Here is a 15,955-nt window from a genome sequence, read left to right as displayed (position 1 = left end):
GCGATCGAGAATATCGATCAGATGCTCTTTTTTTAGGGTGATAATTGCTTCGCTACTGTCCCAAGGAAAGGTTTTTAGGATAGGGAGGATGGTTGATAGGGGTTGGTCAAAGTTGACTAGGGCGTTGAGGTATTCTTGTCTATTTTTCATGGGTATTTTTGTTTGATGTGAACAGTATAAGTAGCTGGTTATAATTAAATTGAAAATGGATTTTAGGTTCGATCCCCCCTTAGTCCCCCCTTGATAAGGGGGGTGCTGGTCCCCCATGCTCCCCTTGATAAGGGGGGTGCCGGTCCCCCCTGCTCCCCTTGATAAGGGGGGTTTCTGATAATTTTTAACGCCTACCTACTTAGTAATTATAATCTTTTGGTAACTGTCCATTTTGAACGCCGATTAAAGGGGAAACTATGAAAATAAACTATGATCGAGCCGCTAATGCCGCTTATATTCGTCGTTTTGAGGGAAAGGTTATTGATTCTGAGGAAGTAGCGCTGGGGATTGTCTATGATTACAATGAGACGGATAGGATTGTAGGGATTGAGATTTTAGCAGTCAAACAGAGAAGGGACGAACAATTCAAAAATATTGATTTTCTGTTGGAAGAGAGTGAAAAACAAGAGATTAGACAATGGTTCGGAAAGTTAATACTAAATTGTTAAGTGATGTGAGAAATTCAGGAAATATGGGAGGTGCTATAATTGATATATTTACTCAGTCAAAAAACGATGATTAAGTTAAAAGTCACAACGGTAGGGAACTCTATGGGGGTGATTTTCCCGAAAGAGTTGGTGGAGAAGCTGCGCCTTAGTAAAGGCGATATGCTCTACCTCTTGGAAACGCCGAATGGCTTTGAGCTTACACCCTACGACCCCGAATTTGTCCAGCAAATGGAAGTGGCGGAGGAAGTGATGCGCGAAGACTGGAATGTTTTGAGAAAGCTGGCAACTTAGGCTCATGAACCAGCTAATCTGGATAGCTGATGGGGTAGCTCTCGCGATTCATCACCGCCAAATAGCCGAGCATGGTGGATTAGAGGGTATTCGAGATGAGGGGTTGCTAGAAAGCGCACTTTCCCGACCGCAAAATCTTCTGGCTTATTCTGAGTCGCCTCCTGACATGGCTTCTTTGGCAGCAGCCTACGCTTATGGGATTGTCAAGAATCACCCTTTTGTAGATGGGAATAAGAGAACGGCCTATAACGGTGTGCAGTCGTATTAGGTACAGTGTCACAAGCTATAAACCATGCTAGGCAAAGCTTGGTCTGTATCTCACTCAAGCGCTTACCGCTATAATAGGTTTTGACAAATCGCGATCGGGAATATTTTCATGAAAACGAAGATTAATACCCAGAAAAACTGACTCAATAGATAATCTCCTTGTTTACTTTATTACTAAAAAAATATGGCTAGAGGGGATCAAATATACGCCTATCGGGAATTGCTCAATCTTCAGGGTGTTTATGCTCATCATGGCATCGATTGCGGTGATGGTAGCGTCATTCATTACCGAAAACCGAGCGAGATTGTGGAACGAACTTCCCTAGAAACCTTTGCTAGGGGCGGTAAAATCTATGTGGTGCGCCATGTAGAGGTGGGATTTTCCTTTATCCCCGATGTGGTGGTAGAAAGGGCGCTAAGTCGTCTGGGGGAACAGAAATATAATCTTCTTTTTAACAACTGCGAACATTTTGCCACTTGGTGTAAGACTGGCATTAGCAAAAGTCAACAGATAGAAGAATTTATCCCGATTATTACCCATTTACAAGCGGTGGGACTCTACGAACCTCTGAAAAAATCCCTCATCGGAGCCGACCCCAACAATGCCCAAACCCTGTTAAAAGGGGCTTTAAGCAGTCTTAAGCTCAGTTGGGATGAAATTCACCCCCAGTACAAAAAAGCCATTCAAGAAGCAGAAACATGGAATCGAGTAGCGATCGAAGCTTTAAGCAGAAATCGCGATGATTTAGCCCGGGAAGCCCTGAAACGCAAGGTAGAAGCCAAAAAACAGGCAAAACGCCATCAGGAACAATTGGATCAACTAGCGGCCATGACCGAAAATGTTCTTAAAAGTCTGGTGATTGCTAACGGTTAGTCTCGATTTCAGTAAACTGTTTAGTATCTAACCCTCTGCCGATTGCCTCGGTTGATTCCCATCCACATCAGGTAATTTTAGTTGCTCGCCATGGAAATCTGGATTATTTTACGTTTTTCAATCGCCGCTGCCATTATCGCTTTAGTTTGCTGGTCTTTAGCCAGTGCCGTGCGCGATAGTTGGCAAGTTGCCCGACGGATGCACTCCATCCCTTGCTCCCACTGCCGCTACTTTACCAACGATTATCGCCTCAAATGTAGTGTACAACCCAGGAGCGCCAACACCGAACAAGCGATCGACTGCGGTGATTATTTTCCCGGGGCCTAGTCGGCCATAATACCGAAAAGCTTTTCCAGATGGTGCGAAATTTGCTAGTCTAGGCTAAATAGGTCTGAAATAGTATAGAAACGTGGATACAATTATTGGTCGGGGCAAAACAGCCCGTAGAGCTTACGGTATCGATGAAATCGCACTTGTACCCGGAGTGCGAACCCTCGATCCTAGTTTAGCCGATACCCGTTGGTCTCTCGGCAATATCGAGCGGGAAATCCCGATTATCGCCAGCGCTATGGATGGGGTGGTGGATACTAAAATGGCCGTCCTTCTCTCCGAGTTGGGGGCGCTAGGGGTACTAAACCTCGAAGGTATTCAAACTCGTTACGAGGATCCTAACCCGATTCTTGATCGCATTACCGCAGTCGGCAAATCAGAATTCGTCGGTTTAATGCAGGAACTCTACGCAGAACCGATTAAACCGCAACTAATCGAGCTTCGTATCCAAGAAATTCAAGAAAAAGGCGGTATTGCGGCAGTTAGCCTCACCCCTGCCGGTGCCGTCAAATACGGTGCTATCGTTGCCCAAGCAGCGGCCGATATTCTCTTTGTCCAAGCAACCGTTGTTTCCACTGCCCATTTATCCCCAGAAGCTATCACCCCCCTCGATTTAGTACAACTGTGCCAAGAAATGCCCATTCCCGTGGTTTTGGGTAACTGCGTCACCTACGAAGTCGCCCTTAACCTGATGAAAACCGGGGCCGCTGGGGTTTTGGTCGGTATCGGTCCGGGGGCTGCCTGTACTTCTCGCGGCGTTTTAGGGGTGGGAGTTCCCCAAGCCACTGCTGTGGCCGATTGTGCCGCCGCTAGGGACGATTTTTTCCAGGAAACCGGTAAATACGTCCCCGTTATTGCCGATGGCGGCATTATTACCGGCGGTGATATCTGCAAATGTATCGCCTGTGGTGCTGACGCGGTGATGATTGGTTCCCCCATTGCCCGGTCCTTGGAGGCCCCCGGCCGCGGTTTTCACTGGGGTATGGCCACACCTAGTCCGGTTCTACCCCGGGGAACCCGAATTAGTGTGGGCAGTACCGGAACTATTGCCGAAATCCTCGTTGGACCGGCAAAATTAGATGATGGTACTCATAACCTCTTGGGGGCGCTGAAAACCAGTATGGGGACTTTAGGTGCTAAGAACTTAAAGGAAATGCAACAGGTGGAAGTGGTGATTGCCCCCTCGCTGCTGACGGAGGGTAAAGTCTATCAAAAGGCCCAGCATTTAGGTATGGGTAAATAAAAGTTATCAGTGAACAGTGATCGGTTATCATCAGTGTTAAGTTTTTGATTTGTGCTGGAGATGGGTTTTTTGCTTGGTATGACCATCCCCTTCAGGTTCGGTTCTACCGACTGCCACTATCTCAAAAAACTGTTAAATTGGAAGAACCAAAAGGATAGTTTATAAAAAAATTGAGTTAAGGAGATCAAAGGTGTATAGAGAAAACGATCGCCCTCACAATTTATTCGGTACCGATAGTGAATTTTCCGAGAGTTTGTGGCAGTATGTCCAGACCTTAAGTCCAGAAACAATCGCCCAACTCTCGAAACCAGAATCCCAAGAGGTTTTCCAAGTGATGGAACGCAACATTATCGGACTTTTGGGCAACCTTCCTTCCGAACATTTCGGTGTCACTATCAGTACCAGTCGCGAACATCTGGGCCGGTTATTGGCCTCAGCAATGATGAGTGGTTACTTTCTCCGCAATGCTGAACAGAGAATGAATTTTGAAAAATCCCTCGCTACTCTCCAGAGCGGTTCCAGCGATTTTTAAAGTTGAGCGGTAGTTAGTTTGAAAGGGAAAAAGAAGCAATCAGATTTTAGTTACAAGATAACTTTGATCTGACTAATAACTGATAACTGATAACTGATAACTGATTAAAGACAGTTTTGCTGCCAGAGTAGCTCTTTTTCGATTCCTTGTTTTTCTCCGGGGGGGACAGTCCTTTCTCGCATAATATAAAGTTGCAGGGATTTAATCTGTTGATCCCTACCGTGCTGCTGATTCCAGTTTTGACAGAGATAATGACCAAACTCTCCATAAACTGACCGACCAATAGCTCGATCAAGATTAATAAAATATTGTCGCCACTGCATGGTTTTATACAAACGATTGCGATCGCTATCCGTGGGTTTATCCCAAATTACCGGCTGTTCTTCCCTAAATAAATCTACCGTGGAACCATCGGCTAATTGACTGACTGCCACAAACCAAGCATCATCGCGAGGCGGACCAGGAGCAAAAATAGTCCAATATTGGTCTAAACGGGTAACTCTTGCCAAAATATCAATTGTATTAAAAGTACGACGGGTGAGCAAGCGATCGAGGGATTGAACTAAAGGTGTATTTAAATCACCCCTATCGACCGATTGCCGGACAAAACTGCGTAAATTCCAGATACTGGTCAACAATAAGAAGAAAATTACCAAAATATTTAAAGGTAAAGAGGATTTAATCGTCAGGGGACGAAACTTGAAAGGTTTGGTGAAATTGCCCATAAAACGACGATGGGAGGCAATCCACTCATAAATTCTCGTTCCCAAGACCATGAGGGGCGGTAAACGCAAAATTGGCGCTAAAAACCAGAAAATTGGCGAAAGACTGACAACATAAACCAATGCTGACCATTTAAACCAGCGTTTTCCCTGCCAATCTTCCACCACCCAAGAATTTTGGGCCACCATATCCTCGTATATTGAGGGGTTATCCTGAGCGACTAACAGGGGAGTGCCGGGTAAAATAAGAAAAGTGCGGAGAAGATGAACAACTTTTTTGCAAAATCCACAATCTCGATCATAATTAATCCTTAAACCTTCTCTTTCTGGGGTTATAATCCGTTTTTGTCCCCAATCCCAGACAAGACTAGGGATGATGGGCAACCAATGGGTAATACTCAAAAACGGGAAAATTCCCAGATGAAAACTGAGACCAAAACCGATATGTAAGAGAATAAACGAAAGAATAGCGACTATTTTGAAGAAACTATTGCGAAAGGGGATAAAAATTAGCAGTGGACCCACCCATTCAAAGATTAACGCTGAAAAGGTGAGGATTTCTAGTAATTGTGGCGGTAAAGATAGTAAAAAACCGGCAAAAGCAGTACCGTATTGATCGTAACTGAGAGAGTAATAAACGGCTGTACCATCGGGCCACCAAGTCTCACTTTTGGTTTTAAAGGCCGCTGACCACATATAGATGTAACACACCTGTATCATAAAAGCCACCGTGGCAGCCGAAACCACACGCTTGGGTAGGGGGTTGGGATTGGTGTTTAAGGCACTTTCCACGGAATAACAGGCACCGAGGGGTAAAAACATCGCCCAGAATAATACTGCCCGGATTACGTCATCGGCGGCAAATAGTAACAGGGGGTTACGATGATGTAAAGAGACGATTAGCGCCCAAGTGGCGATCGTGGCTAAACGGGTATGATAGCCAATTAAAAGCAATAATGCGATCGCTATAGCCAGAATAAACAGGATACTCTGCACCAGTACCGAGTCACTGAGAGCAAAAATCGACCAGTAAAAAGGACTAGCAGAGACTTTCGATAAGCTTTCTAGGGGTAAAACCCCTAATTCGCTGTAATGGGCAGTTACTTGGCTAAAACGAACCGATAAATCTACTAAAACCACTAACGCCAAGGCAATGCGAAATAAAGCCAGCGATCGCAGGTCAAACCCGAAAATCTCTGCCAGTCTTTGTCTAAATGATTTTGTCATTATCGCCATAGGATGATGATTGCCTCCATTTCTTAAATAAACCTACTTTATAGCAAGTAAAAAGGCCAAAGGCAAAAGAAAGCTGTCGGCCTTGTCAGTTATCAGTTATCAGTTATCAGTTTTGAGTATTAAGTGAGCAGTATGTATTGAGTTTGCATCATCAAATGGCACTAACAGTGCTGTCTTTTTACGGCTCTCTCATTCTTTGTGTGATCAGTTTAACTTACTATAGAAGCGATCAATCTTTGTGTCCTCTGTGTCTGGAGTGGTTCCTTCCACTCGCTCGCCGGCAGGACTGTATCTTAGAATACATTTTACCCACCAAACCTAAGAGAGCCTTTTCACTGATCAGTGATTGCTGATCACTGATTACTGATTATCGGGACGGGGAAGAATTGATCGGGGGTAAAGAAGGAGAAAATTCGCCACCTTGATCGAATATTTCCAGATTCCATTGACCAAAACGATTACTTTCAAAAGCAATAAAACGACCGTTACCACTAATCGTCGGACGACGCACTTCTCCTAAAATATTTTCGGTGATATTTTTTGCTTGCAGAGTTTGTCGATCATAAATATAGATATCGGGTTTACCGGACTGTTCCGACACATAAACAATATAGCGACCATCGGCACTAATATCCGGTTGATCTTGATAGGTTTTTGCTTGATTTAACCCAGGTAGGGGAACTAAACGATTAGCCACTCGATCGAATAAATAAATCGTTCGTTGACCCCTGCGATCGGAGGCAAAGACCAGATAACGACCATCGTAGTTAAAACGGGGATTATCTTCAGAGGAAGGGGTATTTAAAGTATTTCCTAAAATCTGTTGGGGAGGGGTGACAAAACCCGCATCACTACATCCCCCCAGACTGATGATATTAACCGCAAGCAAAAGTCCCAGAAGTTTAGGAAACCTGATCATCGGTCGGCACCGGGGAAGGAAGGATACAACAATTAATATCATCCAGACAAACTTTACCCCAATGCAATGCCCAACGCACCAATTCCACCCGATTATCGGTTTTTGTTTTTGTCAAGATATTACTAATATGATTATCGACGGTACGCTTACTAATCTCTAGCTTTTCCGAGATTTCTTGATTAGTTAAACCATTAGCCACCAAATCGAGTATTTCTAGCTCTCGATCGGATAATGAAGCGGCTGTTTGAAACTTCCCAGCAGACATGAGCATAATTCCTCTAGTATATCTACTTATCATTCTAGAAGAAATTTTTCTCCTAGGAATCGATAATCAGTAATCAGTGATCAGTAATCAGTGAAAATACAGCACTGTTACTGCCATTTGATGATGCACACTTAATACATACTGCTCACTTAATACTCAAAACCTGACAGGGGGACAAGCTGGCTGAACTCCTTACAGCACAAGCTTTTTGGGGTGTTCGAGCAAAAAAGTTCGATGCAGCTGATCCCCCGTTGTTGATAAAGATTTCTAGTAAGTTCGCCCAAATCCCTGATTCTCTCCTTAGCTTTTTGGCTGAAAGCGATGTATCTGTTTGTAACTGAGGAGTCTCAAAACCTTTACGGACAATGCTTTGAGAGGGTTTGTTCCCCTGTCAGACTCAAAACTGATCACCGATCACCGATCACTGATTCAAGGCTGACGGCTGGTACTATATAATAAAAAACGCTCCTTAGTTAGATATTGAGAAAAACATGGAAGTTATCCCCGCTATTGATATTCTCGATGGCAAATGTGTGCGACTTTATCAGGGAGATTACCAACAATCGCAGGTTTTTAACGATAATCCCGCAATAGTGGCGCGAGAATGGGTCAATCAGGGGGCAACCAGATTACATTTAGTTGATTTGGATGGAGCCAAAGAGGGTAAATCGGTTAATTTGTCAACTATTGAAACAATTCTTAATGATATTGCCATTCCCGTACAGGTGGGGGGTGGACTGCGGGATCTAGAAACGGTGAGTAATCTCCTAAAAATCGGGGTAGAAAAGGCGATTTTAGGGACAGTAGCCGTAGAAAAGCCAGAATTAGTCAGCGAACTTTGTCAAAGCTTTCCGGGGCAAATAATTGTCGGTATTGATGCTCGCGATGGCAAAGTAGCCACCCGGGGTTGGTTAGAAACTTCCGAGGTAGCGGCGATCGCTCTTGGTCAAGATATGGCAAAAAGAGGAGCCAGCACGATTATCTACACTGATATTCATCGAGATGGCACGCTTTCGGGCCCTAATCTCGCCGCTTTGCGAGAATTAGCCGAATCTGTCGACATTCCCGTGATCGCATCTGGGGGCATTAGTTCCCTGACAGACCTACTGAGTTTATTGTCTTTGGAGCCTTTAGGAGTAACGGGAGTAATCGTGGGCCGCGCTCTTTATACCGGTGCAGTTAACCTCTCGGAAGCGATTAGTGCGATCGGATCGGGCCGTTGGCAGGATCTACCCCCGAATTTTTTCGCTTAACGGACTTGTTTGAGAGTATCCACCTGTTTATTGAACATATCGGTAAATAGTCCCAAAACGGTGCGATTTTCATTGACTTTGATGTTCACGCTCACGGACATCCCCGATTGCAGCGGTAGAGTAGATTTATCTTTCAAAACTAAATCTTGACTGTTCAAGCGTACCCGGACGGGGAACCGATAAAAACGGTGAGTTTCGTCGGGAGGTAAAGCATCGGAACCGATCGAGATTACTTCTCCTTTAATATCGCCGTATTCACTGTAGGAAAAGGAATCAATGCGAATATCGGCTTTTTGTCCCACGCGCACAAAACCGATGTCTTGGTTAGTCACGTCCACCTCTGCCACTAAACAACCTTTAGCGGCATCTTTGACCTCGGTAGGACAGCCATCGGGAACAAGTTTTAATAATGCTTCCGCTTGACTTGGTTGGGGAACAAACCCTGGCCGCGCCTTGAGATCAAAGACCACACCATCAATCGGGGCGGTAATTTTTTGATATTTAATCGTCTGTTGTGCTTGACTAATTTGACTGTCTAGTTCAGCAATACGCTTGTTATTATCAATGATAACGCGACTGATCTGACTATCGATTTCAGCGATCCGTTTGTGATTGTCCGCCATTTTATCGCGCACATCTTTTTCCGTGATTACTGTGGTATTAATCAGCTTTTCTCCCGCTTGGGAGATCAACAGGGAATAACGCTTTTCTTCCTCTTCCAAACGGGAAATTTCGGCGATGCGGGTTTGTACTTCTTTCTCTTGTTTTTCTCGATCGATTTTGCCGTTAGCTTCTTGCTGCTGCAATTCATTTTGACGGTCAGTGACCGACTGTTTTTGCTTGTTGATCTGATAACGAGCGATCGCACCTTCATCCCCCAAGGGTTCAATATCGTTAAGAATATTACGCTCGATATCCAAGCTTTCTTCGCCCTGTTTCATCGCATTGGCATTACGAGTCTTAATTTCTTCTAAGACGAAGCGATCATTGATTAATTGCGAGCGGGCATCGGCCAACTGTACCCTGGTTTGGGCCAATTGTTTTTCTAATTGTTCCATTTCCAATCTAGCGGCCGCTTGTCGAGAATTGGCCTCCCGTTGGGCCGCCTCTAAACGGGCTAATTGATCCCCCTGTAAAGCAGCGCTAGAGGCACCTTCATTGACCTGTGCTTGATAAAGTTGATTCTCTGCCACTAAAGCGGCACGATTACGGGCTAAATCGGCGATTTCACTCGGTAATTTTAATTGAGCGATCGAGCTCTCCACTTGTGCCGGTGTCAGATCCTGCGCCATTAGGAGACGATAGAATTGATTTTCCTTCTCAGCGCTGGTGCGAATTTTTCTCAAGGATTCTAACTGCACTTGCGAGGCACTGGAATCCATTAAAACCAGTACATCACCTTTGTTAACTCGATCGCCGTCTTTAACTTTCACGAACTGTACTACCCCGTTCACCGGTGCTTGTACTTCTTGCACTTTGCCCTGGGGTTTAAGTTGCCCTTGGGCACCCACCACCTGCTCGATTTTGGCGAACGCTGACCAAATTAAAGCGGCAGTGGTGACACTCATTAATGTCCAGATAATCGTCCGCGACCAAATGGGTGATTGTTTCAGGATCACCGATTGTTCTGGTGGGCTGAAAGTGGGTAAAGAAGGGGTAATACTTTTATTTTTCGTGGTAGTGGCCACGTTTTTACCCGCTTGGGTCAGTTCATCGCTTTTACCGTTGCCGTTGCCGTTTTGACCGTTGTTAGAATTACCGTTCATGGGGATTCTCCTATATTTATTTGGGTGTTAGGGGTTGGGGGTTGGGGAGAGGAAATTATGAATTATGAATTATGAATTATGAATTGGGGAGAGGGTAGTGGGGTAGTGGGGATCATAAATAAAGACAATCTCCTGACTACCGGCTCCTGACTCCTGTCTCCTGACTCCTGACTCCTGTCTCCCGACTGACTAGATTTGCGAATCCTGTTGTTTATAGAGAGTATAGTAAAGGCCTTTTTTGGCCATTAATTCCTCGTGGGTGCCTTCCTCCGCTACTGTCCCCTTATCCATCATGACAATAATATCGGCGGATTTGATCGAAGCTAAACGATGGGTAATAAAGAAGACCGTATGATCCTTGAAAGCTTCTTTGAGATTCAGGCACACTTGCCGTTCGGTGTTATAGTCGAGGGCGCTGGTGGCCTCATCAAGAATGAGAATTTGCGGTCTTTGCAGGACGGAACGAGCGATCGCAACCCGTTGTCGTTGTCCCCCCGATAGGGATGCCCCCCGTTCACCGACGCGGGTATTATAGCCATTAGGCAGGGTCATAATAAATTCGTGGGCTGCCGCCGTTTTCGCTGCCGAGACAATTTCCTCCACAGTCGCATCGGGGTTAGTCAGGGCGATATTTTCCTGTACCGTACCGTCAAATAATAGGGTTTCCTGGGGAACCATGCCGATTTGACGACGGAGGGAATAGAGTTCCACTTTGTTGATATCGTAGCCATCGATGAGAATCCGTCCCGATTCTGGTTCGTAGAGACGGGCTAATAGTTTAGTAATGGTACTTTTCCCAGCGCCACTTTCCCCCACCAAAGCGACAAAAGTACCGGCGGGGAATTCTAAATTGACGTTGTATAGTTGCAGGGGTCCGTGGGGATTGAAGCGGAAAGCGAGGTTTTCGTAGGTGACGGCGCCTTTAATTAAGGGCATGGGGATATTTTGGCGATCGAGTTCCGCTTCTTGGGGAGTATCGACGATATCGGCTAATCTTTCCAGCGATAAGCCGGTTTCTTGGAAGTTTTGCCAGAGTTGGGTCAAACGCAGAATCGGCGAGGTAACGTAGGAAGCGATAATCCGGAAGGCGATTAATTGACCAAGAGTGAGTTTTCCGTCTAAAACTAGGGCTGCTCCTACCCACAGCACTAATAAACCCGATAATTGGTTAAAGAAGTGACTAAAGGAACCGGCCAAAGTTGAGGTCATTACCGTTTGAAAACCTTCGGCCACATAGCGTGCATAACGTTCTTGCCACTGCCAACGGGAACGCAATTCGATATTCTGTGCTTTTACTGTTTGGATTCCCGTCATCACCTCTACGAGATAGGATTGGGTTTCGGCGTTTCGTTCGGCTTTTGCTCGCAGTTGTCGCCGCACGATCGGTGCGAAAATAGCTGTGGAGAGAACTAAAATCGGCACGACTCCCAGGGCCCAAACGGTTAGAATCGGGCTATAGATCAACATAACCACGATGTAGATAACCGAGAAAATGGCATCTAATACCACCGTTAGGGCTGTACCTGTTAAAAATTGCCTAATATTCTCTAATTCGTTGATTCTTGTCGAAATTTCCCCCACAGGTCGCCGTTCAAAGTATTTCAGGGGTAAACGCAGCAGGTGATCGATAATTTCTGAACCGAGGGTCATGTCGATGCGGTTAGTGGTATCGACAAAAAGGGATGTCCTCAAAAAGGTTAAAATTCCCTCAAAAACGGCAATTACTAAGAGGAAAATCCCGAGGGTATTCAAGGTTTCTGGGCTATTCTGCACGATCACTTTATCAATGATCACCTGAATCATCAAGGGATTGGCCAGGGCAAATAACTGGACGAAGAAAGAAGCGATAAAAACTTCTATTAAGACTCGTTTATGTTTCTTGACAGAAGGCCAAAACCATGATAGGCCAAAACGCTGTTGCTGGGTGTGTTTGGTGGGTTTGAGCAGGACTACTTCTCCTTTTTCGCCCCAAGATTCCAGAAATTCGCTGGTTTTGCGTTTAATTATCCCCCGTTCGGGAACGGCGATCGTGGTTTCCCGTTGATTAATTTCGTAGAGGATAACGATGGTGTCTTGCCAGCGAATTAGGGCAGGAGGGTTGATATTGGGCAAGGAAGAAGCATTTAGGGGTACTAATTGGCTATCAAGTCCCACTACCTCAGCCACAGCCCCACACAGAGGTAGGGAAAGGCTGCCGGTTCTTTGCAGTTGATCCCCTAGTATGCGTTGGATCACGTCCTTGCGAAAGGGGATATTAAAATATTTGCAGAGCATCTGAAAACAGGCACTCACCGCCTCTAGTTCCGTTTTTCCCCCGAAAAACGGATAGGGTTTCCGGTTTTTCTGAACAGTTTTTTCAAGGTCGATATCGCTGGTGATGTCGCTTATTCTTCCTTGGGGGATATCTAATACCTGGGTAGGTTTATTTCCCTTGATGACTTGGGTTTCTAGGATATCATCCGTTTCTGTTGCTGCGGCCGCTTCGGTTGCAACTGTCAGGAATTCGTCTAACTGGTCGCAACGCGCTCGCTCCGCGAGATCGGAGGAAAGACCTAATAAGCGGGTGTTAGTCGGATTGTTCTGGGTGATAACTGTGCCGATAGGATAATTATCGGTATTTTCGCTGACTAACCAGAGATAATCATCGTTAATCTGGTTGTAGGACACACAAGCTTTGTTTAAAAGAGCCTGAGCAATTTCTTTCAGGTCCCCCCCACCCCAGGCCTGTTGATTAAGATAGGAGCCTAGGGTCGCATAAACTTCAGCGATCGAGGTTTGTTCAAAGAAATATTGCTTAAATTCCGGGTAATTATTGATTAAAGACCAAAAATCCTCTTCTTTTAAGGTTAAACAGATCGTGACTTCCGAAGAAGCGATCACCGTTTCACAGGGGGTAGCGCGCAGCAGACTGATCCACCCGAATAAATCTCCTGGCTGCAATTTAGCCAAAGTAACCGGCAACGGATTGTTGACCCTAGCATCGTAACCCAAAAGTCTGGCCTCTCCCTCGTAGAGAAGGACGAGGTGAGAGGGTAAGCGATCGCACTTGAGTATCGCATTGCCCATCTCATAGCGAAAGGGTTGTAATTTCTGGCCCAGAGAACGTCTAACCTCGACGGGCAGACGATCGAAGGGCTGTACGGTCTCCAGAAAGGCGGTAAAATCTAAAGTGGTATAACTCATTGGCTAGGCGAAAATTGACTAGGTTGGCAAATAATTAGGCGAAAAGACTGGGTTTACCCAGTGTTGCGAGGAAATGCTATATAATAATCGATACCTGCTCGCCATTGACCGGGGTTGATTCGGAGATAAATTTTACTGTTTGCATTTGAGTCATTAACCATTGTTGGAATAAATCATTGCGTAAGCGTTGGCGGGTGGGAGGATCCAGTTCACAGGATAAATATTTTTCCAGTCGGACAATCACCACCCATTCTCCCACTTGCGTCGGTGGCCACACTTGCCCCGGTTTACTTGCCTTGAGAATTTGCCCGATCTGGGGATGGGGGGCGCTCAGTTCCACAGGTCCAATTAGTCCTCCGGTTTCTGCTTCTGCCCCTTGGGAGTATTTTGTGGCTAGTTCAGCGAAGCTATTTTCTCGATCCTGTATCCGGAAAAATAGCTCTTGGGCAATGCCGATATTTTTTGTCCGAATCAGCGAATAAACCACCTTATCCAATTGATTTTTGACTTGCAAGAAGTAGGACTCTACTTTGTTATCCCAAGTCTCCTGTTTAAATTTTTCTAATTTAATGTCCCGAAGAATTAGATATTCTAGTTGTTCGGAATCCATCCCGTTTTGTTGTAACCAAGATTTCATTTGCTCATCGTTGGCAATTTGATTATTTTGATAGAAACGGGAATAGGCCGCGTTTCTTTCTTCGGGATTGCAGGTGATATTGGCGATCGCTTGCTCGATAATTACTTCCCGGATTAACTGGGGTAACATACCATATTTTGCCAAAAGAGGCAAGACCTGTGACTCGCTAATTTTTTGGTCGCCGATTTCAATAATTGAACTCATAATAAATACATTTTCCTCACAGAAAGGTTTAAAACTATCAACTCTAGGAGCTTCTAAATTTTATTGAGGTGATTATACGTCAAAAGAGCGATTTCAAGGTATTCCCCCCCATTCTAATTTGAGTTTTCCCCCGTGAAAGCCGAAAATTACAGAAATTAAAGGAATAAGTCGGTCATCCAGGCGGGGGTGGGGAGGGGAATTGGTTCGGCCTAGGCCTCCCCAAAAATCCTGCTCAGAAACCCCTAATCACACCACTAATTGACTAGAATAGACTTCTTGCAGAAGTGGGGGAAGGGGGAAAGGGGAAATTTTAACCTTTAACCCTTAAGCTTATAATATGCACCCCTTTTCCCTACATTTGCAGAAAATTTTTTGATTTATGCAAGAGATCTAATGATATGATATAGGTCTAGCTGCCTTGGAGAGGTGGCAGAGTGGTTGATCGCGCTCGACTTGAAATCGAGTAACCAGCAATGGTTCGTGGGTTCAAATCCCACCCTCTCCGTACTCAACCAATCAAATTTGGACTCAGGTTGCCCGATTGTTCGTAGAGGGGAGAAAATAAAATATACTAGGCTAAAAGGACAATATTGAGGCAGTAGCCCCCCTGGCATGGTTTTTTGGAAAAGATTGTTTAATAGCTCGGAAGTCACTACATCTCCTGACTATTCGGGAGACTTGGTAGAGGTTGCCCAGAATGACCTCGGACAGACGCGAGTGTTTTTTAGTACCGATCGAGAGCTAGATCTATATGAGTTAGAAGAACTTTGTGACTCGGTGGGTTGGGCCCGTCGTCCTTTACGCAAAGTTAAAAAGGCGATCGAATGTAGTTTTTTAGTGGTGTCGATGTGGGAAGTGCGAGGTAATCGCCGTCGTTTAGTGGGTTTTGCCCGTGCCACTTCCGATCACGCTTTTAATGCTACAGTCTGGGATGTGGTTGTTCATCCTCACTATCAAAGTAAAGGCTTTGGTAAAGCATTAATGAAATTTATAATCAGGAAGTTGCGGGGTGAGGATATCAGTAATATAACTCTTTTCGCCGATCCACAGGTGGTGGATTTCTATCGTCGTCTCGGTTTTGTTCTCGATCCCGAAGGTATCAAAGGGATGTTTTGGTATCCCGATTAAGAATGCGGCTCTTAGGCTATACTAAAAAAGGAGTTTGTTTCGGGATGTAGCGCAGCTTGGTAGCGCGCCTGCTTTGGGAGCAGGATGCCGCAGGTTCAAATCCTGTCATCCCGACTTGAGAGAAAATTCTTCAAATCTTAACTTTGTCTCCTTTCCGGTTGACAAAAAATGCTGCCTTCTTTTACTGCCAAACTCAGGTGATACCAAATCCGTTGAGTATAGGCTACTTAGGGTTTGCGGCAAAAAGTTTTTCGTGGGGTGTGGGGTGTGGGGTGTGGGGTGTGGGGTGTAGGGTTTTACCGATGTTGAGGGGGTCAATTACCTAATTTTCAGGGAAAAAGTCCCTGAATTTTCCCCCCGATCACTCCCATATTTGCTACTTTTTGATTGACAAAAAGTCTAAAAGTCTTACCCAACAAGGTTTTTAGATTTATTCAGCAAGCTCT

Annotated in this window: 15 protein-coding genes and 2 tRNA genes; 11 read left to right on the top strand and 6 right to left on the bottom strand. The window is 45.2% G+C overall.

The features are described from left to right. Positions 1 to 407: 407 nt before the first annotated feature. The 7 genes from IM473_RS21865 to IM473_RS21835 all read left to right on the top strand — a co-directional run bounded on the left by IM473_RS21865 (position 408) and on the right by IM473_RS21835 (position 4,196). Positions 408 to 659, top strand: a complete 252-nt coding sequence (locus IM473_RS21865; protein WP_287660060.1) for a DUF2283 domain-containing protein — start codon at positions 408 to 410, stop codon at positions 657 to 659. A 66-nt stretch (positions 660 to 725) separates the two neighbouring features. Beyond that, complete coding sequence (locus IM473_RS21860) at positions 726 to 950, top strand: AbrB/MazE/SpoVT family DNA-binding domain-containing protein (protein ID WP_080600713.1); 225 nt, start codon at positions 726 to 728, stop codon at positions 948 to 950. A 4-nt stretch (positions 951 to 954) separates the two neighbouring features. Further along, positions 955 to 1,218 carry a type II toxin-antitoxin system death-on-curing family toxin gene (locus tag IM473_RS21855; protein ID WP_287660059.1) on the top strand — a complete coding sequence of 88 codons (264 nt, stop codon included), beginning with the start codon at positions 955 to 957 and terminating at the stop codon, positions 1,216 to 1,218. Between the two features lie 183 nt (positions 1,219 to 1,401). Then, complete coding sequence (locus IM473_RS21850) at positions 1,402 to 2,091, top strand: lecithin retinol acyltransferase family protein (RefSeq protein ID WP_061430924.1); 690 nt, start codon at positions 1,402 to 1,404, stop codon at positions 2,089 to 2,091. 90 nt (positions 2,092 to 2,181) lie between these two features. Further along, on the top strand, positions 2,182 to 2,418 hold the full coding sequence (locus IM473_RS21845; protein WP_043997914.1) for a hypothetical protein: 237 nt from the start codon (positions 2,182 to 2,184) through the stop codon (positions 2,416 to 2,418). 82 nt (positions 2,419 to 2,500) lie between these two features. Then, positions 2,501 to 3,664 (top strand): GuaB3 family IMP dehydrogenase-related protein, encoded by a 1,164-nt coding sequence (locus tag IM473_RS21840; protein ID WP_287660058.1) that lies wholly within the window; start codon positions 2,501 to 2,503, stop codon positions 3,662 to 3,664. Between the two features lie 190 nt (positions 3,665 to 3,854). Further along, the gene (locus IM473_RS21835; RefSeq protein WP_002792971.1) at positions 3,855 to 4,196 is read left to right on the top strand and encodes a DUF760 domain-containing protein; all 342 of its coding nucleotides are present in this window, start codon (positions 3,855 to 3,857) and stop codon (positions 4,194 to 4,196) included. 104 nt (positions 4,197 to 4,300) lie between these two features. On the opposite strand, the gene IM473_RS21830 is transcribed toward IM473_RS21835, so the two are convergent. The 3 genes from IM473_RS21830 to pedR form a co-directional block, all read right to left on the bottom strand. Continuing rightward, positions 4,301 to 6,154 (bottom strand): hypothetical protein, encoded by a 1,854-nt coding sequence (locus tag IM473_RS21830; RefSeq protein WP_287660057.1) that lies wholly within the window; start codon positions 6,152 to 6,154, stop codon positions 4,301 to 4,303. A 367-nt stretch (positions 6,155 to 6,521) separates the two neighbouring features. Continuing rightward, a complete protein-coding gene (locus IM473_RS21825) occupies positions 6,522 to 7,073 on the bottom strand; it encodes a TolB family protein (protein ID WP_287660056.1) in 552 nt (183 codons plus the stop codon). Further along, entirely contained in the window at positions 7,057 to 7,338 is a 282-nt protein-coding gene (pedR, locus tag IM473_RS21820) for a photosynthetic electron transport-dependent transcriptional regulator PedR (RefSeq protein ID WP_002754772.1), read from the bottom strand. Before pedR ends, IM473_RS21825 begins: the two co-directional genes overlap by 17 nt. A gap of 491 nt (positions 7,339 to 7,829) precedes the next feature. Here pedR and hisA point away from each other — a divergent pair, with 491 nt between their 5' ends. After that, a complete protein-coding gene (hisA, locus tag IM473_RS21815) occupies positions 7,830 to 8,591 on the top strand; it encodes a 1-(5-phosphoribosyl)-5-[(5-phosphoribosylamino)methylideneamino]imidazole-4-carboxamide isomerase (RefSeq protein ID WP_287660055.1) in 762 nt (253 codons plus the stop codon). Here hisA and IM473_RS21810 read toward each other — a convergent pair. The 3 genes from IM473_RS21810 to IM473_RS21800 all read right to left on the bottom strand — a co-directional run bounded on the left by IM473_RS21810 (position 8,588) and on the right by IM473_RS21800 (position 14,381). Next, positions 8,588 to 10,357 carry a beta-barrel domain-containing protein gene (locus tag IM473_RS21810; protein WP_287660054.1) on the bottom strand — a complete coding sequence of 590 codons (1,770 nt, stop codon included), beginning with the start codon at positions 10,355 to 10,357 and terminating at the stop codon, positions 8,588 to 8,590. The genes hisA and IM473_RS21810 overlap by 4 nt on opposite strands. Before the next feature lie 189 nt (positions 10,358 to 10,546). Next, entirely contained in the window at positions 10,547 to 13,540 is a 2,994-nt protein-coding gene (locus IM473_RS21805) for a peptidase domain-containing ABC transporter (RefSeq protein WP_287660053.1), read from the bottom strand. Positions 13,541 to 13,616: 76 nt separating this feature from the next. Beyond that, on the bottom strand, positions 13,617 to 14,381 hold the full coding sequence (locus IM473_RS21800) for a peptidylprolyl isomerase (protein WP_287660052.1): 765 nt from the start codon (positions 14,379 to 14,381) through the stop codon (positions 13,617 to 13,619). A gap of 420 nt (positions 14,382 to 14,801) precedes the next feature. Here IM473_RS21800 and IM473_RS21795 point away from each other — a divergent pair. The 3 genes from IM473_RS21795 to IM473_RS21785 all read left to right on the top strand — a co-directional run bounded on the left by IM473_RS21795 (position 14,802) and on the right by IM473_RS21785 (position 15,623). After that, a tRNA-Ser gene (locus IM473_RS21795) sits at positions 14,802 to 14,886 on the top strand. A gap of 107 nt (positions 14,887 to 14,993) precedes the next feature. Continuing rightward, positions 14,994 to 15,509: a GNAT family N-acetyltransferase gene (locus IM473_RS21790; RefSeq protein WP_287660051.1), complete on the top strand. Its 516-nt coding sequence runs from the start codon at positions 14,994 to 14,996 to the stop codon at positions 15,507 to 15,509. A 40-nt stretch (positions 15,510 to 15,549) separates the two neighbouring features. Then, positions 15,550 to 15,623 (top strand) — tRNA-Pro (locus IM473_RS21785). Positions 15,624 to 15,955 lie beyond the last annotated feature (332 nt).

Origin of the sequence: Microcystis sp. M015S2 (genome assembly GCF_020245945.1) — a bacterium.
GTDB lineage: Bacteria > Cyanobacteriota > Cyanobacteriia > Cyanobacteriales > Microcystaceae > Microcystis.
This window is presented reverse-complemented; position numbering and strand designations above follow the sequence as displayed.

Bases quoted from the DNA above. Each gene is read 5' to 3' on its own strand.
- IM473_RS21865 (WP_287660060.1), top strand. From the start codon at position 408: ATGAAAATAAACTATGATCGAGCCGCTAATGCCGCTTATATTCGTCGT.
- IM473_RS21860 (WP_080600713.1), top strand. From the start codon at position 726: ATGATTAAGTTAAAAGTCACAACGGTAGGGAACTCTATGGGGGTGATT.
- IM473_RS21855 (WP_287660059.1), top strand. From the start codon at position 955: ATGAACCAGCTAATCTGGATAGCTGATGGGGTAGCTCTCGCGATTCAT.
- IM473_RS21850 (WP_061430924.1), top strand. From the start codon at position 1,402: ATGGCTAGAGGGGATCAAATATACGCCTATCGGGAATTGCTCAATCTT.
- IM473_RS21845 (WP_043997914.1), top strand. From the start codon at position 2,182: ATGGAAATCTGGATTATTTTACGTTTTTCAATCGCCGCTGCCATTATC.
- IM473_RS21830 (WP_287660057.1), bottom strand. From the start codon at position 6,154: ATGGCGATAATGACAAAATCATTTAGACAAAGACTGGCAGAGATTTTC.
- IM473_RS21825 (WP_287660056.1), bottom strand. From the start codon at position 7,073: ATGATCAGGTTTCCTAAACTTCTGGGACTTTTGCTTGCGGTTAATATC.
- pedR (WP_002754772.1), bottom strand. From the start codon at position 7,338: ATGTCTGCTGGGAAGTTTCAAACAGCCGCTTCATTATCCGATCGAGAG.
- hisA (WP_287660055.1), top strand. From the start codon at position 7,830: ATGGAAGTTATCCCCGCTATTGATATTCTCGATGGCAAATGTGTGCGA.
- IM473_RS21810 (WP_287660054.1), bottom strand. From the start codon at position 10,357: ATGAACGGTAATTCTAACAACGGTCAAAACGGCAACGGCAACGGTAAA.
- IM473_RS21805 (WP_287660053.1), bottom strand. From the start codon at position 13,540: ATGAGTTATACCACTTTAGATTTTACCGCCTTTCTGGAGACCGTACAG.
- IM473_RS21800 (WP_287660052.1), bottom strand. From the start codon at position 14,381: ATGAGTTCAATTATTGAAATCGGCGACCAAAAAATTAGCGAGTCACAG.
- IM473_RS21790 (WP_287660051.1), top strand. From the start codon at position 14,994: ATGGTTTTTTGGAAAAGATTGTTTAATAGCTCGGAAGTCACTACATCT.